Source organism: Streptomyces sp. NPDC002884, assembly GCF_040295245.1.
In the GTDB taxonomy this organism is placed as follows: Bacteria; Actinomycetota; Actinomycetes; order Streptomycetales; family Streptomycetaceae; genus Streptomyces.
The window spans coordinates 15,927-34,811 of record NZ_JBEOVB010000038.1; the positions used below are offsets into that span (position 1 = coordinate 15,927).

General features: G+C 69.4%; 14 protein-coding genes and 3 pseudogenes. 7 read left to right on the top strand and 10 right to left on the bottom strand.

Annotation, left to right across the window (positions count from 1 at the left end; all coding sequences use genetic code 11):
- The first annotated feature begins 31 nt into the window (after window positions 1-31).
- On the top strand, window positions 32-1,252 hold the full coding sequence (locus ABT070_RS39725) for a metallophosphoesterase (RefSeq protein WP_351767809.1): 1,221 nt from the start codon (window positions 32-34) through the stop codon (window positions 1,250-1,252).
- 62 nt (window positions 1,253-1,314) lie between these two features.
- Window positions 1,315-1,403, top strand: a pseudogene (locus ABT070_RS39730) (IS5/IS1182 family transposase); the annotation flags it as partial.
- An 80-nt stretch (window positions 1,404-1,483) separates the two neighbouring features.
- On the opposite strand, the pseudogene ABT070_RS39735 reads toward ABT070_RS39730, so the two are convergent.
- Both ABT070_RS39735 and ABT070_RS39740 read right to left on the bottom strand, forming a co-directional pair.
- Window positions 1,484-1,792, bottom strand: a pseudogene (locus ABT070_RS39735) (RICIN domain-containing protein); the annotation flags it as partial.
- Window positions 1,793-1,893: 101 nt separating this feature from the next.
- On the bottom strand, window positions 1,894-3,324 hold the full coding sequence (locus ABT070_RS39740; protein ID WP_351767811.1) for an endo-1,4-beta-xylanase: 1,431 nt from the start codon (window positions 3,322-3,324) through the stop codon (window positions 1,894-1,896).
- Between the two features lie 709 nt (window positions 3,325-4,033).
- On the opposite strand from ABT070_RS39740, the gene ABT070_RS39745 reads away from it, so the two are divergent.
- The 3 genes and pseudogenes from ABT070_RS39745 to ABT070_RS39755 all read left to right on the top strand — a co-directional run bounded on the left by ABT070_RS39745 (window position 4,034) and on the right by ABT070_RS39755 (window position 6,692).
- A complete protein-coding gene (locus ABT070_RS39745) occupies window positions 4,034-5,500 on the top strand; it encodes a non-reducing end alpha-L-arabinofuranosidase family hydrolase (protein ID WP_351767812.1) in 1,467 nt (488 codons plus the stop codon).
- Between the two features lie 229 nt (window positions 5,501-5,729).
- Window positions 5,730-5,887, top strand: a pseudogene (locus ABT070_RS39750) (metallophosphoesterase); the annotation flags it as partial.
- A gap of 364 nt (window positions 5,888-6,251) precedes the next feature.
- Window positions 6,252-6,692, top strand: a complete 441-nt coding sequence (locus ABT070_RS39755; RefSeq protein WP_351767813.1) for a hypothetical protein — start codon at window positions 6,252-6,254, stop codon at window positions 6,690-6,692.
- 93 nt (window positions 6,693-6,785) lie between these two features.
- Here ABT070_RS39755 and ABT070_RS39760 read toward each other — a convergent pair whose 3' ends face one another.
- From ABT070_RS39760 to ABT070_RS39790, 7 genes are all read right to left on the bottom strand, one after another.
- Window positions 6,786-7,136: an antibiotic biosynthesis monooxygenase family protein gene (locus ABT070_RS39760; protein WP_351767814.1), complete on the bottom strand. Its 351-nt coding sequence runs from the start codon at window positions 7,134-7,136 to the stop codon at window positions 6,786-6,788.
- A gap of 326 nt (window positions 7,137-7,462) precedes the next feature.
- On the bottom strand, window positions 7,463-9,355 hold the full coding sequence (locus ABT070_RS39765) for a lamin tail domain-containing protein (RefSeq protein WP_351767815.1): 1,893 nt from the start codon (window positions 9,353-9,355) through the stop codon (window positions 7,463-7,465).
- 337 nt (window positions 9,356-9,692) lie between these two features.
- Window positions 9,693-10,541, bottom strand: a complete 849-nt coding sequence (locus ABT070_RS39770) for a class II fructose-bisphosphate aldolase (protein ID WP_351767816.1) — start codon at window positions 10,539-10,541, stop codon at window positions 9,693-9,695.
- A 94-nt stretch (window positions 10,542-10,635) separates the two neighbouring features.
- Window positions 10,636-11,553 carry a DMT family transporter gene (locus ABT070_RS39775; RefSeq protein ID WP_351767817.1) on the bottom strand — a complete coding sequence of 306 codons (918 nt, stop codon included), beginning with the start codon at window positions 11,551-11,553 and terminating at the stop codon, window positions 10,636-10,638.
- The gene (locus ABT070_RS39780) at window positions 11,546-12,556 is read right to left on the bottom strand and encodes an N-acetylglucosamine kinase (RefSeq protein ID WP_351767818.1); all 1,011 of its coding nucleotides are present in this window, start codon (window positions 12,554-12,556) and stop codon (window positions 11,546-11,548) included. Before ABT070_RS39780 ends, ABT070_RS39775 begins: the two co-directional genes overlap by 8 nt.
- Before the next feature lie 34 nt (window positions 12,557-12,590).
- On the bottom strand, window positions 12,591-13,763 hold the full coding sequence (locus ABT070_RS39785; RefSeq protein WP_351767819.1) for an SIS domain-containing protein: 1,173 nt from the start codon (window positions 13,761-13,763) through the stop codon (window positions 12,591-12,593).
- The gene (locus ABT070_RS39790; protein WP_351767820.1) at window positions 13,760-15,052 is read right to left on the bottom strand and encodes a D-tagatose-bisphosphate aldolase, class II, non-catalytic subunit; all 1,293 of its coding nucleotides are present in this window, start codon (window positions 15,050-15,052) and stop codon (window positions 13,760-13,762) included. Before ABT070_RS39790 ends, ABT070_RS39785 begins: the two co-directional genes overlap by 4 nt.
- 150 nt (window positions 15,053-15,202) lie before the next feature.
- Here ABT070_RS39790 and ABT070_RS39795 point away from each other — a divergent pair, with 150 nt between their 5' ends.
- A complete protein-coding gene (locus tag ABT070_RS39795) occupies window positions 15,203-15,991 on the top strand; it encodes a GntR family transcriptional regulator (protein WP_351767821.1) in 789 nt (262 codons plus the stop codon).
- Window positions 15,992-16,056: 65 nt separating this feature from the next.
- Here ABT070_RS39795 and ABT070_RS39800 read toward each other — a convergent pair whose 3' ends face one another.
- Complete coding sequence (locus tag ABT070_RS39800) at window positions 16,057-17,286, bottom strand: Gfo/Idh/MocA family protein (protein ID WP_351767822.1); 1,230 nt, start codon at window positions 17,284-17,286, stop codon at window positions 16,057-16,059.
- Window positions 17,287-17,789: 503 nt separating this feature from the next.
- On the opposite strand from ABT070_RS39800, the gene ABT070_RS39805 reads away from it, so the two are divergent.
- Window positions 17,790-18,605: an endo alpha-1,4 polygalactosaminidase gene (locus tag ABT070_RS39805; protein ID WP_351767823.1), complete on the top strand. Its 816-nt coding sequence runs from the start codon at window positions 17,790-17,792 to the stop codon at window positions 18,603-18,605.
- Window positions 18,606-18,885: the final 280 nt, after the last annotated feature.

Sequence of the window (18,885 nt, forward strand, 5' to 3'; positions counted from 1 at the left end):
CGAGACGGCAGCCCGGTCAGAGAGGGGAAGCGTGACCGACACCAGCAACACCCGATCCGCCGACAGCGAAGCGCGAGCTCCGCGGCAGAGCCGACTGCACCGCCTGATGCGCTACATCCCCCTGATCGCCCCCGTGCTTCTGTGGGCCGTGCCCTGCTGGGTGCTCCTGTACACCGGCCAGCACTGGCCCCTGCCCGTCGCGCTCGTCGGCACCGCCCTGTTCGTCCTCGGCCTCGCCGGTATGCCGCTCGCGATGATGCGCGGCCACGGCCGACGCCAGCAGGACCGGGCGGCGATCGTCGGTGACACCCTGCTGGGCACGAGCTGGGTTCTGTTCACCTGGTCCGTGCTGCTCGGCATCTTCTTGCGGCTCGTCCTGACCGTGGCCGGCGTCGGCGAGAGTCAGGACCGGGCCCGAATCGTCACGTGGGCCGTCCTCGGCACAGCCGCCGTGCTGCTCGCCTGGGGTTACGCCGAGGCCCGCCGCGTGCCGCGCGTACGCCGACTCGACGTGCAACTCCCGCGGCTGGGAGCCGGGTTGGACGGCACCCGCGTCGCCCTCATCACCGACACCCACTACGGCCCGCTCGATCGCGCCCGCTGGTCGGCCCGGGTGTGCGAGACGGTCAACACCCTGGAAGCCGACCTGGTCTGCCACGCCGGCGACATCGCCGACGGCACGGCCGAACGCCGCCGCGCCCAGGCCGCCCCACTCGGAACCGTGCGGGCCACCCGGGCCCGTGTGTACGTCACCGGCAACCACGAGTACTACAGCGAGGCCCAGGGCTGGGTCGACCTGATGGACGAGCTGGGCTGGGAACCGCTGCGCAACCGCCATCTCCTGCTCGAACGCGGAGGCGACACCCTCGTGGTCGCCGGCGTGGACGACGTCACCGCCGAATCCTCCGGCCTGCCGGGCCACCGCGCCCACCTCGCCGGAGCCTTGAACGGCGCCGACCCGGACCTGCCTGTCCTGCTCCTGGCACACCAGCCCAAGTTCATCGACCGGGCAGCGGCCGCCGGCATCGACCTCCAGCTCTCCGGCCACACCCACGGCGGCCAGATCTGGCCCTTCCACCACCTGGTCCGCATCGACCAGCCGGCCGTCGCCGGCCTCAGCCACCACGGCCCCCGCACCCTCCTCTACACCAGCCGCGGCACCGGCTTCTGGGGCCCGCCCTTCCGCGTCTTCGCCCCCAGCGAGATCACCCTGCTCGTACTCCGCTCCCCACACCTGCCCACCTCGCCGTAGCACCGGGCAGGCCAACACACCAGCAGACGAAGAACCTTCCTGTTTCCTACAGCCCGAAGAACATCGATGCCGATACCCGCCCGTCATCGCATCAGCCCGGCCGGCGCCGGAGAACGAGGCTGACGCCCACGTCTGGCGCAAGTCCGACCTCTCCATCCTTCAATCCGGGACAGGCCTCGACGGAGTGGAGCCAGGATCGTCCTGACTCCACTCAGTGGTGCGGGCGTGTCACTGGAACATCGCGGCACCGTCTGCGGTCGAGGCGCCGGCCACGTCGAGAACCTTGTCCGAACGCCTGGCCTTGAGGCGGTAGAAGCCGTCGCCGGAGTCCACGAACTGCCACTGCTGGTTGGCTCCGTCGTTGCGCGTCCACTGGCCGGCCCGCGCGCCGTCGGCGGTGGACGCGCCAGAGACGTCCAGCGCTTTGCCGCTGTTGCGATTGGCCAGGACATACCAGGCATTGGTGTCCACCGTCGCCGCCTCGGCGGGCGCCGGAGTCACCGCGGCGAGCATGCCGATCGCGAGGGTCGCCGCCACCACGGCGGCGACACGGGATCACCAGCGATGTTTTCGTGGAGGGGCGGGGGAAGCCGCACCGTAGGTCTTCATCGACTCATCCCTTTCGTTTGCGGCAGGTCCCATCAGGTGCGGGTCCATCGTTGGTTGCTGCCGTTCGAGCAGGAGTAGAGCTGGATCAGGGTGCCGTTGACGGTGCCGCCCGCGACGGCGTCGAGGCAGAGGCCGGACTGGACGCCGACGATGGATCCGTCGGAGTTGAGGCGCCATTTCTGGTTGTCGGCGCCCCAGCAGCTGTAGATCTGGACTTTGGTTCCGTTGCCGGTGCCTCCGGCGTCCAGGCACTTGTTGCCGTAGACCCTGAGCTCACCGGCGGCGGTGTACGTCCACTGCTGGTTGGTGCCGTTGTTGCAGTCCCACAGTTGGAGCTGGGTGCCGTCGGTGGTACTGCTGCTGGGCACGTCCATGTAGCGGCCCGACCCGACACCCTTGATCGGTCCGGAATCCGAAGGGGGCGTGGAGGTGCCGCCGTTGAGTGCGTTGAGGACGGCGGTGTAGGCGGGCTTCTTGCTCCCGTCGCCGTTGAACAGCAGCGGCGTTTGCTCCGATCGCCAGGAGTCGGTGTCGCGCACACCCCAGACGGTGATGCCGAGGCAGCGCGGGACGGCCAGGCAGTCGTTGGTCACGTTGGCGTAGGTCGTGGCTGGGGCGCCCTGGATATCGAGTTCGGTGATGGCCACGTCGACTCCGAGGGCGGCGAAGTTCTGCAGGGTGGTACGGAAGTTGCTGTTGTAGGGGCTGCCGCTGTTGAAGTGCGACTGGAAGCCGACGCAGTCGATCGGCACGCCGCGCTGCTTGAAGTCTCGGACCATGGCGTACATGGCCTGGGTCTTGGCCCAGGTCCAGTCCTCTACGTTGTAGTCGTTGTAGCAGAGCTTGGCGGCCGGATCGGCGGCGCGCGCGGTGCGGAAGGCGACCTCGATCCAGTCGTTGCCTGTGCGTTGCAGGTTGGAGTCGCGCCGGGCTCCCGAACTGCCGTCGGCGAAGGCCTCGTTCACGACGTCCCACTGGGCGATCTTGCCCTTGTAGTGGGCCATCACGCCGTTGATGTGGCCGATCATCGCCTGGCGCAGCGTGCTGCCGCTGAGGCTCTGCATCCAGCCGGGCTGCTGGGAGTGCCAGGCCAGGGTGTGGCCGCGCACCTGCTTGCCGTTCTGCACCGCCCAGCTGTAGACACGGTCACCGGCGGTGAAGCTGAACTGGCCCCGCTGCGGTTCGGTGGCGTCGATCTTCATCTCGTTCTCGGCCGTCACCGAGTTGAACTCACGGCCCGCGATCGTCGTGTACGCCGAGTCGCTCAGCCTGCCCGAGGCGATGGCGGTGCCGAAGTAGCGGCCGCTCTGCGCCGCCGCGGCGCCGAGCGTGTTCTCGGCGGCGTGTGCGGTCGGCGGCGCGACCAGTACGGCGGCCGCACCGAGTACGCCGACGACCAGCGCCAACAGCAGGCTGCGGATCTTCCGGCGGACGAAGGGTCCGGGAAGGGCATACGAGCCCATGACTGTGCCTCCAAGGTAGAAATCACGGAAGGACCAAGCGCGGGGAATGCGTCGTCCGCTCCCGCTCGACAGATGGACGGGGCGGGCCGGAACCCGGGCAGCACGACAGGAACAAGACGGGGTGGCGCAGGTGCTTCGGTGCCCGGATCGGCCGTGCAGCTGTGCGCGGAACTGTCGTGCAGCTGTGCGTGGATCTGCCGTGCAGCACAGATTTCCCAGGGACGACATGGTTCGATATCTCGAACTATGGTCAGGTTCTCAGACAGGGATGATTGAGGTTTTGACGATGGTCGTCAATACTCCCCACCGAATAAGTTTCGGCCCCTCGTCCGAAACTTCCGGAATCCCGGCGAGGCGGACGACGAACCCCCGGCGCCGCCGTCGGCGGATGCCGTAGGGCCGGGGCCGGGACAAGTGTGCGTACGCTGCTTGCTCGGCTTCTCCCCTTTGCACGGACGCCTTGACCGGCGAGCTCTATCCACATACTCCGGAGCGGTTCGGGTCGGCGCGACAGCTTGTCAGCCCAAGGGGAGGCTCTGTTTGTGGACAGATCGGCGACAGGCCTTGACCGGAGAGCCCCACATTCCTAGCTTGTGGCGTCGAAGCATCCGGGAATTCTTCGAAACTTTCGAGGTTGACCCTGTCCGCCGACACGTCCGCTCCGTGGTTCATCGGGGTCACCTCACCCGTCCCCAAAGGAGGCTTTCTGATGTGGTTCCGCCGCCCGTCCCCGGTCCGTCCAGGACGCTTACTCGCCGTCCTTGCGCCCTTGCTGCTCGTGGCCACCTTCCTCGGCGCCCAGCCCGCCGACGCCGCGACCGTAGACCCCAACGCCTCGTATGTGCTGGTCAACCGCAACAGCGGCAAGGCCCTGGACGTCTACAACCTGGCGACCGACGACGGCGCTCGCATCACTCAGTGGTCCAGGAACGATCAGACCCAGCAGCAGTGGCAGTTCGTCGATTCGGGGGGCGGCTACTACCGCATCAAGTCCCGCCACTCGGGCAAGGTGCTGGACGTCTACAACTGGTCCACCGCGAACGGCGGCGCGATCGTCCAGTGGACCGACCTGAACGCCACCAACCAGCAGTGGCGGCTGGCCGACAGCTCGGACGGCTACGTGAGGCTCATCTCGCGCCACAGCAACAAGGCTCTCGAAGTGCAAGGCGCCTCCACCGCCGACAGCGCAAACGTCGTCCAGTACGACGACTGGGGCGGCACCAACCAGCAGTGGCAGCTCGTCAAGGTCGGGGGCGACACCTCCGGCCCGTGCGATCTTCCGTCGACCTACCGCTGGACATCAACGGGCGCGCTGGCGCAGCCCAAGCCGGGGTGGGTCTCGCTCAAGGACTTCACCGTCGTCCCTTACAACGGCAAGCAACTCGTCTATGCGACGACGCACGACACGGGGACGAGCTGGGGTTCGATGAACTTCGGCCTGTTCACCAATTGGTCGGAGATGGCCTCGGCCGGCCAGAACACGATGTCAGCTTCCACCGTCGCGCCCACGCTCCTCTACTTCGCGCCGAAGAACATCTGGGTGCTCGCCTACCAGTGGGGCGGGACCGCCTTCTCCTACCGGACGTCGAGCGACCCCACCAACCCGAATGGCTGGTCGGCCCAGCAGGTGCTCTTCTCCGGAAGTATCCCCGGCTCCGGAACAGGCCCCATCGACCAGACACTCATCGGTGACGGAACGAACATGTACCTGTTCTTCGCCGGTGACAACGGCAAGATCTACCGGGCCAGTATGCCGATCGGGAACTTCCCGGGCAGCTTCGGCACGACCTCGACAGTGATCATGAGCGATACGACGAACAACCTGTTCGAAGCCCCGCAGGTCTACAAGCTCCAGGGCCAGAACCGCTACCTGATGATCGTCGAGGCGATCGGCTCCCAGGGCCGCTACTTCCGCTCGTTCACGGCCACCAGTCTGAACGGCTCATGGACACCCCAGGCCGCGACCGAGAGCAATCCCTTCGCCGGCAAGGCCAACAGTGGCGCCACGTGGACCAACGACATCAGCCATGGCGAACTGATCCGCACCAGCCCCGATCAGACCATGACCATCGATCCCTGCAATCTGCAGTTGCTCTACCAGGGGCGCAGCCCAAACTCCGGCGGCGACTACGGCCTCCTGCCCTACCGTCCGGGTCTGCTGACACTGCAGCGGTGACAGCGTGACACGAGCCCGGCTCCGGCATGGAGCCGGCGTGGCGGGCTCGGCGGAAGGCCGAGCCCGCCTGGGTCACGCGACCACGTCAGCGCTCACACGGCGACGGAGCGAACGCCGGCCCGTGCTCCTGCCCGTGCTCCTGCAAACCGGCCAGCACTGGCCGCTGGTCGGCACCGCCCTGTCAGCCCTCGGCCTGGTCGGTATGCCGCTCGCGATGGTGCGCGGCCACCTCGCCCGCCTCAGCCACCACGGCACCCGCACCCTCCTCTGCACCAGCCGCGGCACCGGCTTCTGGGGCCCGCCGTTCCGCGTCTTCCCCCCCCCAGCGAGATCACCCTGCTCGAGCTCCGCTCCCCGTGCTCCCCGCACCTGCCCACCTCGCCGTAGCACCGGGCGGGCCGACATATCCGCTTGGAGCAGTCCACGAGCCGAGGGGTGCGGCCTCGGCAGATGACCAGGCCCGTAGCCGAGGGCAAGATCCGGACCATTCCCGGCCCGACGGCTCCAACGAGCCATACACGGCCACGTTTTACGCAGGTCGGCGACGCGTGACGCCTGTGCCGCCAGCGGACCAAAAACCTGCTTGCGGCAATTCGCGCCCGCTCTCCCGTGCCCGGTGAGCACCAGCACGGCACGACACAGTCGATGCCTCGGGATCCTCAGGACGGATCAAACAGCTGAGGGATCACGACTCACCTGATTGCCGGGGCCCGGTGCGCGGAGTGGCGGCCGGGCAGGCTAGTTTGCTCGGGTGAGTCTCCTTGATGATGTAGCTGAGCGCGACGGCTGGCGCTGCTGGGTGTGCGACGAGCCGGTCGACCCCGACAAGTCGGTGAACGACCCGCAGGGGCCCAGCGTCGACAGCCGGACCGCCGACCGGAAGGCCAAGGTCGCCGAGCGGCTCGCGCACCGCGGGTGCAACAGCCGCAAGGGTGCGGTCAAGGTGGTCATCGCCTGGCCGGAGCGCCTGTACGTGGTCGAGCCCGCGCCGCTGATCACCGTTGCCACGAGGCTGGAACGCAAGGGGGGCCGCGAGATGGTGGGCCGTTGTCCGACCAGGCAGGACGCCCAGGAAGCGGCGGATTGGCTGGTGGACCGGTTCTCCCGACTGACACCGGGGCTGCCGGTGACCGCCGGCGTCGAGGCGGGCGGCGGCCAGTTCCTCGTCATCCTGACCGCCGGCCGCCGCTGACCGGGGAGCACCCGGACGAGCGGCCGGCCATCATCACCTGCTGCGGGGACAGGCCCAGAGGCCATCACCGCGGGCGCGGAGAGCGACTGTGAATTATCGCGTGAACCCGTGGCTCCGCTCCACTTTCGCCACATGCAGCGTGTAGCTCTGGTACCACTCGGCTTGCCCACGCTTCTGCGCCGCGCGGTGCTCGGCGTTGCACCGCCACTCCGTCAGGGCGTCGGCGTCGCGGAAGTACCCGACGGTGATTCCCAACCCGCCAGGAGTCTGCGCGTGGTCCATCCCCAGGAACCCGGGAACGTCCTTCACCAGGTCTTCCATGCGCGCGTTGGTCTCGCTGTAGCCGCTCTGCTCCTCGGTTCGCACCGTGGTGAAGACAGCCACGTAGTAGGGGGGTTCATAGGCCTCGACGGGCGCGACAGGAGCTTCCGAGTGATCGCTCATGGCGCCACCGTAAGGCGGGATGTGCCCAGCGATCCAGCATCTTTCCTGAACGGGCTCTGAACGGGCTGCAGGAGGGATCGGACTCTTGCGCATTGTCCGTGATCTTCAGGACGAAGAGGATGGGGCCGCGCTGCGATGGACCATGAGCCGCGTCCGACGTCCGCAGGCTGGAGACGGTCCGGGGACCGGTACGAAGAAGCTCCTGACAGTCGGCGGGTGGTCTTGCTCGTCACCCCGTCTGTCAGGAGCCTCATCACTGCGTACGGCATGGGCGCCTTACCTGGGAGGAGGCCCCGTGGGTAGGCCTTCTCCGGCGGTCGGCAGGATCAGCAGGGGAAGGTGCCGCTGTACAGGGCGTGTCCGTAGGATGAGCTCGCGGAGCCGAAACCGTAGACGCCGTCGTCGCTCCAGACCGCTTCGCGGAAGCCGTTGACGCAGGTGGAGGTCGGCGCCATCGCGAAGCCCTCCAGGTTGTCGGTCGGCATGACGGCCGGGTTGGTGTAGGTCACGTCCGGCACGATCGCGCCGGAGGCGTTGACCTTCATGAAGGTGTGGGTCTCACCGCAGGTGTTGTCGCAGGTCGCGACGAGACGCTGGGTGCCGGCGTCGAACGTCACGTCCATCACGGAGGCCTTGCCGGTCGTGATCGTGCCGAACGTGGTGAACGTGCCGTCGGAGTTCAGACCGTAGACGTGCAGCGAGCCGTCCCACTCCAGGCCGGCGAAGAACAGGCCCGACCCGTGCAGCGGGTGGTTCGCCGGGTTGTAGGCGGCGCCGGTGAGCGGGTCGACCCAGCCGTTCGCGGTCAGCCAGCTGTCCGGCACGTATCCGACGCCCTCGAAGCCCAGGTTGGCGTCGTCCTTGTCACCGGTGTCGAGCTGCGGGAACTGCGAGGTCATGTCCCACTGGTGGACCGGCGTCAGAGTCGATCCGGTCGCGGCCGGGTCGAACTCCAGGATCGTGTCCTTGGGCTTCGTGTTGTCGACGTTGTCGCGCTCGGAGGTCACGTAGATGTGGCCGTTGCCGCCGACCGTCAGGCCCTCGGAGTCCGGTTCGCCGGAGCCGCCCGCGAAGCGGATCTGCTTGCCGGTCGCGCTCCAGGTCGCGTCCGGGATCCACTTGCCGTTGCTCTTGACCAGCTTGTACAGCCAGTTCTTGTTCTTGGCGGCCCACAGCACCGTCGGGTTCGCCGGGTCGAACGCCAGGCCGCTCAGGTCCCGGCCTTCCGGGCCGGTGGACGTGGTGAACGCGCAGACGTTGTCCACGATCGTGACGTCCAGCCCGCCCGGCCATGCCGTGGTGCCCGTCGGGGTGGAACCCGTGCCGGAGGGCGCCTCGGGCTCGCAGCCGCTGGTCAGCGAGCCGCCGCCGCCCAGCAGTTGGCCGGTCGGCGAACCGCCGCCGCCACCGGTGCCGCCCGAGCAGGAGTTCGCGCTGCCGAGCGTCGCGGTCGTGGCGGTCCGGAACCAGCCGGTGCCGTTGACGCAGCGTTCGTCCGACGGATCGGCGGCGTCGGTCGTCCAGGTCACCGAGTCGATGGTGTTGCCGCTGCTGTCGACGAGGAAGACCGAGTCGTTGTCACCGAGGCCGATGGTGGAGTTGAACGTGATGTAGCCGCCCGCGGGGATGCTGCTCGCGCTCGGCGAGGAGGACGAGATCGACGCCGCGGAGTGGGAGGTGTCGTTGTCGACGTACTTCCACGATCCGACGCCGACCGCGCTCGTTCCGCCGTTGTACAGCTCCACGGTGTCGGAGCCGTTCGAGGTGACCTCGTTGATCCGCACCCGGCTCGCCGCCGGGATCGACGACGGGCAGCCCGAGGCGTTCGCGGCGCCGAACGTGGACGCGGAGGTCGCGGTCACCCACGCCCCGGTGCCGTCGCCGCCGCAACGGGCCATCGCCGGCTTCGCCTTGCCGGTCGCCCATTCGACGCGGTCGGCCACCGTGCCGCCGGACGTGTAGATCACCAGCTTGTCCGCATCGCCCAGCCCCTTGGGCGAGTTGAAGGTGACGAAGCCGCCCGCCGGGATCGTGCCGGCGGACGGGCTGAACGACTGCGGCGAGAAGCTGTCGTCGGACATCTTCCAGCCGCTGACACTCACTGCCGTCGAGCCGGTGTTGTACAGCTCCACCGTGTCGTTGTTCGACGAGGTGACTTCGTTGATCCGAACGTTCTGATAGCCGACCGGGTCCGCGGCGGCCGCGGGCTGAGCGGCCACCGTCCCGGTGACAAGCAGTCCTGAAAGCGTCAGAGCCAAGGCGTACGCAGAGGCGACGCCGGCACGCGAGTGTGAGGTAGGCACGAGGCGGAACTCTGGTAAGACGATCTTGAAACGGCGTGTACTCCGGCTGAACGCCACCTGCCCGTGACCGGAACGTCAGGCACACCACGCCGCCTTGCGCTGCTGTGCCATGCCATGCCATGGCGGCGACGGTCGAGAACACCGGCTGCCGCTTCCCGCCTCGGGCTCAGAGGGGCGGGACCGAACCGTCGGCCCGGAAGGGCTCGGTCCCCCGCTGACTCCGGATGTCGAGCGGCGACCGGCTGTCACGGCGTCAGGCCGCCAGCAGGGTCAGGACGTCTCGCACGGTGGTCGCCATGGCGTCGCGGGCCGGGCCGAGGTACTTGCGCGGGTCCGTCAGCGCCGGCTCCCTGAACAACACGTCGCGCACCGTGTGGGTCAGCGAGACGTTGAGCGCCGTCCCGATATTGATCTTTATCATGCCTGCCAGGACCGCGGCGTGGAGTTCCGCATCGGGGACCCCGGACGATCCGTGCAACACCAGCGGGACCGGGACGGCTTCCCTGAGACGTGCGATGAGCGCGTGGTCCAGGGCCGCCACCCGTTCGGTCATGGCGTGGCTGCTGCCCACCGCGACCGCCAAGGCGTCCACGCGCGTACGCGCCACGTAGTCGACGGCTTCCGCCGGGTCCGTGCGTACGCCGGCGGCGTGCGCGCTCGCGGGGGAATCGGGCTTGCCGCCGACGTATCCGAGTTCGGCCTCGATCCAGAGGCCGGCTTCGTGTGCCCAACGTGCCGCCGACGCGGTCGCGGTGAGGTTGTCGGCGTAGGTCAGGGACCCGGCGTCGAACATCACCGAGGAGAAGCCCGCGTCGGCCGCTTGGTGCAGCAGCTCGACGTCGGTGACGTGGTCGAGGTGCAGAGCGACGTCGACCGTTGCCGTCCGGGCTATCGAGGACGCCGCCAGCGCGAGGGGAGTGAGCCGTCCACCGTGGTATCGCACGGCGTTTTCGCTGATCTGCAGGATCACCGGCCGGCCGGCGGACTCGGCGCCCGTCACGATGCCTTCCGCGTGCTCCAGGGTGATGACGTTGAAGGCGGTGACGCAACTGCGCTCGGCGGCGGCCCGGGTGACAAGGTCTCCGGTGGGGACCATGGGCATGTACGTACTCCTCGAACGGGAGAGGTTCGGCTGGCAGGGAACCCGGCCCGTCTGTGGCGGGCCGGCCGGGACCGGACTGTCGGCGTGCGGTGGCTCACGAGCCGACGGTGGACGGCTCCACGGGCTCGGGGAGCTCTTCGCGCTTCTCGTCCGCGTAGACCATCAATGTCGATCCGCCGAGGGCGAGCACGATGCCGATCGTCGCCCAAAGGGTCGGCAGTGTCCGATAGACCACCAGTGACAGCACGATCGTGAGTACGGGTGCCAGGGCGTTGGTGACCGGTGCGACGACACTGGCCTTGCCCCGGCTGAGCGCCATGACGAGGAACAGCGCACCCACGGAGTTCAGGATCTGTGTGCCGGCGGTGAGCGTGGGGGCCTGCCAGGGGGCGTCGGGCAGCCCGCCCATCATGAGGACGGCGACGGGCACGAGAAGCAGGCCGCTGAAGGTCATCCAGCCGAAGGTCGTCGCGTCGTTGACCCCGGCGAGGGCGGCCTTGCGCATGAAGAACGCCTGCGCTCCCCAGGCCGCACAGATGAGTATGGCCAACACCAGCCAGGACCCCGTGCTGACCGAGCCACCGGCGCCCGCGGGGATGCTGATCAGCACGATGGCGATCAGCGCGGCGATCACCCCGATGACAGCGAGCTTCCCGATCCGCTCCCGGAGCAGGGCCACGGCCATCAGGACGGTGATCACCGGGGACAGGGAGACCACGGGGAAGATCAGGTACGCGGGACCGTCGGACAGCGCCTGGAACAGCAGCAGTTGACCGCCCGCTCCGGTGAGTCCGGCCGCGAGCCCGTACACCGCGGCGACGGGACGGCGGTCGAATCGCTCCCGGCGCAGCGCAACCCCGGCCGGGACGAGCATGGTGAAGGCCCAGATGACGTAGATCATCTCGTCCGGATAGCCGTAGCGCTCGGTCGGCTGACTGGAGAACGCCCCCCAGACCCCCCAGAACAGCACCAGCAAGCCCGCGTAGAGGATCCAGGTTCGCTTTTCACGCATCGCCGTCACTGCTCTCCGTCGTGGTGATGTCCGAGCTGGTGCGCAGGGCGGCCAGTGCCTCGGTGCCGAGCGGGGTGCCGGCGAGCTTGGCCGCGTAGATCGCGGCGCCCACCACCGGTTCGAACAGGGGCTGCCGCAGCTCGTACCCGGCCGCGCCGCTCCGAAGTGCGGCGGTGAACGCCTCGAGCACGCGGGCCGAGCGGAAGACGCCCCCGGAGTAGGAGACGAGGACCGTCTCGTCGAGGGTGAAGCCCAGTCGGCGTCGGGCACTGTCCACGAGCAGGGCCAGTTCCCGGCCGGCCTCGGTGAGGACGACGTCGGCCTCCGTGTCTCCCGCTCGGGCCGCCTCGACCACGAGAGGGGTCAGCGAGGCGATCTCGCTGCGGTATCCCTGCCAGCGGTTGAGTACGACGTCGATCACCTCGAGGTCCGAGGTCAGCTTCAGGTGCCGGCGCAGCAGTTCCGCGAGCGGGCCTTCGGGCAGCCGGCCGTCGCTCATCCGGGAGAAGAGGTTGAGTGCCCGGGCGGCGATCCAGTACGCCGAGCCCTCGTCGCTGAAGAGTTCGCTCCAGCCGCCCGTGCGGACGCCTCGGCCCTGTCGCTCGCCGTAGGTCATCGAGCCGGTGCCGCTGATGACGTTGATGCCGTCCGCCGCGCCGAGCGAGCCTGCCCAGCCGCAGATCATGTCGTTGTCGCTCGCGTAACGCCGGTGCCCCAGTACCCGGCCGGGAGCGGCGTCCAGCGCGGCGACGTCACCGGGGACCTCTCCGTAGCCGGGCAGGCCCAGGAACGCGTGATCGATGTCGGCGGGAGTGATGCCCGCGGCCTCGGTCACGGCCCCGATCCCCTGTTCGAGGACCCGCGCCACGTGGTCGACGCCACCGGTGGCGTTGTCCGCGAAGTAGTAGGCGCCCTCCCCGAGGGCTCGGGCCAGGATGGTGCCCGCGCTGTCGATCAGACAGAAAGCTGTCTTCGTGCCTCCGCCGTCCACACCCAGAAACATCGTTGTTCCTCCGCTCGGCCTTCTCTGGACGTTGTTACGCGATGTCGTCGCGTCGCTCGGGCAGGGGGTGCACGGTCACGCCCCGCACCACGCGGTTCACCTCTCCCGAGGGGAACGGGTTGTCGGACCGGATGCCGCGGGCCATGGAGGAACGCAGTGCGATGAGCTGCGCGGTGACCACGGCGGGCAGGGCGAGGACGGCGTCGTCGGCGCCGGCGAGTCCGGGGAGCAGCCAGGTGCCGTCCTCGGGCAGTCCGTCGGGGGACGCGGTGACGGCCACGACGGCGACGGGCGCGAGGCCCGCGCGCAGCTCGGTGATGATGTCGAGGTCGTAGCGGCGCGTGTAGGGGTCGTTGGAGACGTACACGACCACGGCCGTGCGGTCGTTCAGCACCGATTTGGGGCCGTGGCGAAAGCCGAGCGAGGTCTCCGAGGAGGCGACGACCGCGCCGCCGGTCAGCTCCAGCAGCTTCAGCGCGGACTCCTGGGCCAGGCCCTTCAGCGCGCTGCTGCTGCCGAGGTAGACCAGCCGTTCGGAACCGCGGGCCACCAGGGTGTCGATGGCCCGGTCCAGGCCCCCCGCCGTGATGTGCTCGGCCGCCGCGGCCGGTGCCTCGATGCCGTCGGTGTCGAGCGCGCCGAGGGCGAGCAGGGACGCCAGCAGCATGCCGGTGAAGCTCGACGTCATGGCGAAGCCCTGGTCATCGGCCGCGGCCGGCATGAGCAGGACGTAGGACGCGGCGTTCTCGTCGTGCGTCCGGGCCAGGCGTCCGGCGCTGTTGCAGGTGATGACCAGGTGGTTCACGCGGGTCAGGACCTGCTCGGCGAGGCGGGTGGCCGCGACGCTCTCCGGGCTGTCCCCGGAACGCGCGAAGGACACGAGCAGCGTGGGAGCGTCGTCCGGGAAGGACGCGTGGGGGTCCGCGACGATGTCGGTGGTGGAGACCGCATCCACCCGTCGGCCGGTGGCCCGTGCCACCGCCGCCCGGACGACCTCCCCGGCGAAGGCCGAAGTACCCGCTCCGGTCAGGACGATCCGCAGATCCTTCTCGGCGAGCAGCGGTTCGAGGAACGGGTCCAGGCTGTCCCGTGCGTCGGCGACGATCCCGCCGACCTCACGCCACACGGCGGGCTGCTGGGCGATCTCCGCGAGCGTGTGGTCGGCCCCGCCGCCCTGGGGCGTCGCGTCGTGGGGAGAGGTGGTCACGCGTACTCCTTGTCTCGGACACGGCATGCGCGGTCGTAGTCGCGCAGGACGTCTCTGATCCGGTCGACGACCAGGTCCCGGGGCGTCGCGGTCAGGACACCGCTCCGGACCCTCCGGTACTGGTCGGGCAGGTGGGCGCTCAGAAGGGGAAGGGGGATGTCGAGGGCCGAGAGGTTGGCGAACAGGAGGTCCTGCGCGGCGGTGATCTCGGGGTCGGGCCAGTAGTAGCGCATGCGGTCGCTGTAGCTGTAGCGCCGGGCCAGCCGCTGTTCGGCGGCGGCCCCTTCGTAGTACCCCGACCACCGGGAGGGCTCCTCGCGCATGCGGCGGTCGACCACCTCGGTGATCCCGGAGCGCGTCCGGGGAGCTACGAGTTCGTCCTCGACGGCAGCCAGTGCGAACAGGGCCTCGCGCAGCGCGAACGTCAGACCGGGGCCGACCTTGAGCACGGCCCAGTGGTCTTCCACCAGGGCGGTCAGCCCGTCGACGGTCTGGTAGTCCGTGGAGTGGGCCTCGAAGACCATGCCCGGCTCGTCGGTCAGGACCTCACGCAGCTCGGCCGTCAGCTCGCGCCGGTAGTCGAACACCTGAAGGTGGTCGAATTCGACACCCGGCTGCACGACCAGGGCCATCACGCGGGGCCAGGCCTGGGTGACCTGATGCTCCGTGAAGGCGTTCCGGTTGCGCTCCAGGGTCAGGCGGGCGGCCTGGGGGCTGGTGGCGGCCGTTCCCGCCAGCGTCTCGTGCGCCCCTCCCGGCACCGGCACTTCGGTACCGATGACGTAGCGCAGGGCGGCGGCGGAGTCGCCCGCGGTCTCCTCGGCCACACGCACCAGGCGGGCGGTGCGCTCGGCGACCACGTCGTCGGTCAGCGGTGCGGGGTCGCCGGCGCAGGAGAAGCTGCAGTCGAGGTGGATTTTCGTGAAGCCCGCCCGGACATAGGCCGTGACGAGGTCTTCCGCCTCGGCCATGGCCTGCCGCGGCGGCAGCGAGCGCCACCGGTTGGGGCCGAGGTGGTCTCCGCCGAGGACGACACGGTCCAGTGGCAGGCCGTGCTCGGTGGCCGTGCCGTGTACCAGCTCACGGAAGCCCTCCGGCCGCATGCCGGTGTAGCCGCCGTACTGATCGACCTGGTTGGAGGTCGCCTCCACCAGGAGGGTGCCTCCCGAGGCGAGTGCCTGGTGTACGGCTGCCTCGATGACCAGCGGATGGGCCGAGCACACGGAGGTGATGCCGTACGGCTCACCCGTCTTCTGGCCTCGCACCACTGCGTCCAGGGGATTCCACATGATCCGCTCCAAGGGTCGCCGGAGAGCGCGGGCAAACCGGTACGCAATGCCTCCGGCCATGTCTCCGGAATGCTATTGGTATGGGATCTGGCCGTCAATGGTCTCTAGCTGGTATTGAACTGGTATTACTCAAACTGGTATACATCTGGTATGCAATCCGATAACGCTCTCCCCCAGGGCCTGCTCGGCTCCGACTCACTGCCGCTGTACTCCCAGGTCGCCGGACGCCTTCTGGACGACATCGCCACCGACAGCGCGCGGCCCGGGGACCGCCTGCCGTCCGAACGGGCACTGGCCGTCCGGTACGGCGTCTCACGCGTCACCCTGCGCAGCGCGCTGAACGAACTGGCCGAACGCGACGTCATCGAGTCCTCGCCGGCCCGCGGATGGTTCCTCGCCCAGGGCTACGAGCGCGCGGTCCCCTCCTCCCGGCCCTCGTCGGCCGCCGGGGGCGGCCAGTCGGTGCAGGGCTTCGCCGACTACGCCGCGCAGCACGGTTTCCGACTCCGGGACGAGGTCCTGGAATCCAGGGTTCGGGCGGCCACGGTCCAGGAGTCCGAACAACTGCGCGTCGGCCCGGGGGCGGCGCTCTTCGAGATGCGCAGGCTGCGTTTCCTGGACGACATCGTCGTCGTCCTTGAGCACAACCGGCTGCCCCTCGGGCTGTGTCCGCAGCTGGCGGAAGCCGACTTCACCAAGGACACCCTCTTCGCCACGCTCCGCCGCGCCGACCCGCCCCAACTGCCCAAGGTCGCCGACTACTCCGTGGAGGCCCGGCACCCGACCGAGGAGGAACGCAAGCTTCTGGAGATCACCGACGCGACCCCCGTCCTGGTCGCCACCCAGCTCGCGTTCAACCAGAACGCCCAACCCCTGGAACTCACCGCCGCGGTGTTCCGCGGCGACAGGTACCACTTCCGGGCCTCGATCACCGGGTGAACTCGCCCCTCCCACGGACGAACACGCTTCGCCGCCGCGAGCCACACCACCTGGCCGGAGCCTGCCTACCGGGAGGCCGGGTCCCGTGAGCCGGGCTGGTGGCGGGCGAAGTAGTCGGCGAGGTACGGGGCCGGGGCGGGCACCTCGACCGGGGTACCGCCCGAACGCAGAGACGTCGTGGCCGCGATGCCGGTCGCCACGGCTTCGCGGGCGGCGACGGGCGAGGTGTCGGTGGAGCCGCCGTACCGGACGAAACGCAGGAACTCGTCGACGAGGGCCTGATCCGCGCCCCCGTGCCGGCCATCGGTCGATTCGTCGACGGTCAGGGTCACATCGGCCTCGGGGCGGTAACCGGAACGCCGCTGGTTCCAGACCTTGATCAGCGGAGCTTCGCCCTGGATGCCGTCCCCGAGGTTCTCCATGCGGCCCTCGTCACCGATGACGGTGTAGTTGCGCCAGTAGTCGGGGGTGAAGTGGCACTGCTGGTAGCTGGTGAGCACCCCGTTGTCGAGGCGGGTCAGCATCATGCTGATGTCCTCCACGTCGACGACGGGGTTGAGGTCGCGCAGCGCGGACGGCGGCCAGACACCCTCGTCGAACCAGTCCTGGACCCGCTGCGAACCCTGCGGCCCGGTACGGCGGTGCGGACTGCTCCCGTAGACGGCCAGGTCGCCCAGGGCGGTCACCGTGCGGGCGCTGCCGCCCGCCAGCCAGTGGATCGCGTCCAGGTCGTGCGCGCCCTTCTGCAGCAAGAGGCCGGTGGTGCGGGCGCGTTCCGCGTGCCAGTCCTTGAAGTAGTAGTCGCCGCCATGGCCGACGAAATGCCGGCACCACACGGCCCGCACGGTTCCGATCGCGCCCTCGTCGACGAGCCGGCGCATGGCCCGCAGCACCGGCAGATGGCGCAGGTTGTGCCCGACGTACAGCCGGGTGCCGGTGCGGGCCGCGGCGGCCAGGACACGGTCGCAGTCGTCGAGGTCGACGGCCAGCGGCTTCTCGACGAACACGGCGACGCCCGCTTCGAGGAAGTACAGGGTCGGAGCGGCGTGGATGTCGTCGGGGGTGAGGACGAAGACGGCGTCCAGGCCGTCCGTGAGCATGTCCTCGTAGCGCTCGTGGACGTGAACCTCGGCGCCGAACACCGCGCGGGCGTCGGCGCGGCCGCGTTCGGCCGGATCTGCGCAGGAGACCACACGGGACGTGCCGGGTCGGTCGGCCAGGGCGGCCAGCCCGGCGCGCTGGCCCGCGCCGACGACACCGATCCGCAGTTCCGGCGCGGTGGGCCGGTCGGTCATGGGGCACCCCTTCGGCAAGGACAGGGAGACATGGCGAACGCCTGGGCGCCGTGGGCCGGTCGGCAGCGGTACGTGGCGGGGGCGGGCGGCGGCTCAGCCGGGCCCGATCGTGGCACCCATGACATTGATGCTCGAAAACGCTCTATCGGCGCTTGATTAAAGCATCTTCGAGCATTTTTCACTCCGGTCGGACGCTACTCCGTGGTGTCCGGCCTCCCGGGCGCTCATGGTGCGACATACCGCGCGCCCGGCCCAGCCGACGCCCCGAGGCCGACCCCCGGCCGGGAGACCGCCGGCCCGCACAGCGCCGACGAGAGCCTCCGTCGTCTCGTTGACATTCACACCGGGGGTCGCTTTACTCCCGGACAAACGCCGGAGCCGGGCTCCGCGTTCAGAGGTACGCCCAGCCGGTATGCAGGCCCCGCGCCGCGAATCCGGACCGAGTCGCCAGGACGGCAGCGTCCGAGGCGGGGACGTACCCTCTCCCCTCTGGAGTTCACTCCATGAGCCATCTCCACACCACCTTGCGCAGGATCACCGGCGTGGCCGTCGGCGTGGCGGCCCTGGCCGGCGCCCTGCTCGTGCAGGCGCCTTCGACGCAGGCGGCGGCCGTGGCCCTGCCGCCGACGCACGCGGGCTTCGACTACCAGATCGGCGGCGCCTACACCCCGCCGGCCGGCGTGAAGGTCGTCACCCGCGACCACACCGCCTCCCCCGCGGCGGGCCTGTACAACATCTGCTACATCAACGCCTTCCAGGCACAGCCGGGGGCCGAGGGCGAATGGGCCTCGGACCTGCTGCTGCGCGACTCCGCGGGCAACGTCGTCTACGACGAGGGCTGGGGCGAGGCCCTCCTCGACATCGGCACCGCCGCCAAGCGCCAGCGGATCGCCGACCGGATCGGAGCCCAGATCGACGGCTGCCGGGACAAGGGCTTCCAGGCCGTCGAGCCCGACAACTACGACAGCTACACCCGTTCCGGGAATCGCCTGACGGCGAACCACGCACAGGCGTTCATCAAGCTGCTCTCCACCCGCGCGCACGCGGACGGGCTGGCCATCGCCCAGAAGAACACCTCGGAGCTGGCCGGCAACCGCACCGCCAACGGCCTCGACTTCGCCGTGGCCGAGGAGTGCGGCCAGTACGACGAGTGCGGCGACTACACCAGCGCCTTCGGCAACAACGTGATCGTGATCGAGTACACCGCCACCGGCAGGACGAAGGCGTGCAGGGGGTGGGGCGGCACGCTGAGCATCGTCCAGCGCGACCTGGGCGTCTCACCGGCCGGCAGCAGCGGGTACGTGCGCAAGACCTGTTAGCGCAGCGGCCCGGAGGGGAGTCGGCCCGCGGCGGCCGGGAAAGCCGTCGCGGGCCGAAGCCCCGATGCTCGATCATGCAGGTTTCACAGGTGTTTCGCGCAGATCCGAACAGCCCCGCCTCTTGACGGCGGCCCGGTCCCGTCGCTTGACTCCTGGTCATCGCCGCAGTCGCAGCACTCGGCGGCAGAGGTACGCCCAGCCGGTAGCTGACCACGCGCCAGAAGTCCGGCCTGAGTCGCCAGGACCGCGTCGGCGTCCGAGGCGGGGACGTGCCCACCAC

Bases quoted from the DNA above. Each gene is read 5' to 3' on its own strand.
- ABT070_RS39740 (WP_351767811.1), bottom strand. From the start codon at position 3,324: ATGGGCTCGTATGCCCTTCCCGGACCCTTCGTCCGCCGGAAGATCCGC.
- ABT070_RS39745 (WP_351767812.1), top strand. From the start codon at position 4,034: ATGTGGTTCCGCCGCCCGTCCCCGGTCCGTCCAGGACGCTTACTCGCC.
- ABT070_RS39760 (WP_351767814.1), bottom strand. From the start codon at position 7,136: ATGAGCGATCACTCGGAAGCTCCTGTCGCGCCCGTCGAGGCCTATGAA.
- ABT070_RS39770 (WP_351767816.1), bottom strand. From the start codon at position 10,541: ATGCCCATGGTCCCCACCGGAGACCTTGTCACCCGGGCCGCCGCCGAG.
- ABT070_RS39775 (WP_351767817.1), bottom strand. From the start codon at position 11,553: ATGCGTGAAAAGCGAACCTGGATCCTCTACGCGGGCTTGCTGGTGCTG.
- ABT070_RS39780 (WP_351767818.1), bottom strand. From the start codon at position 12,556: ATGTTTCTGGGTGTGGACGGCGGAGGCACGAAGACAGCTTTCTGTCTG.
- ABT070_RS39790 (WP_351767820.1), bottom strand. From the start codon at position 15,052: ATGTGGAATCCCCTGGACGCAGTGGTGCGAGGCCAGAAGACGGGTGAG.
- ABT070_RS39795 (WP_351767821.1), top strand. From the start codon at position 15,203: ATGCAATCCGATAACGCTCTCCCCCAGGGCCTGCTCGGCTCCGACTCA.
- ABT070_RS39800 (WP_351767822.1), bottom strand. From the start codon at position 17,286: ATGACCGACCGGCCCACCGCGCCGGAACTGCGGATCGGTGTCGTCGGC.
- ABT070_RS39805 (WP_351767823.1), top strand. From the start codon at position 17,790: ATGAGCCATCTCCACACCACCTTGCGCAGGATCACCGGCGTGGCCGTC.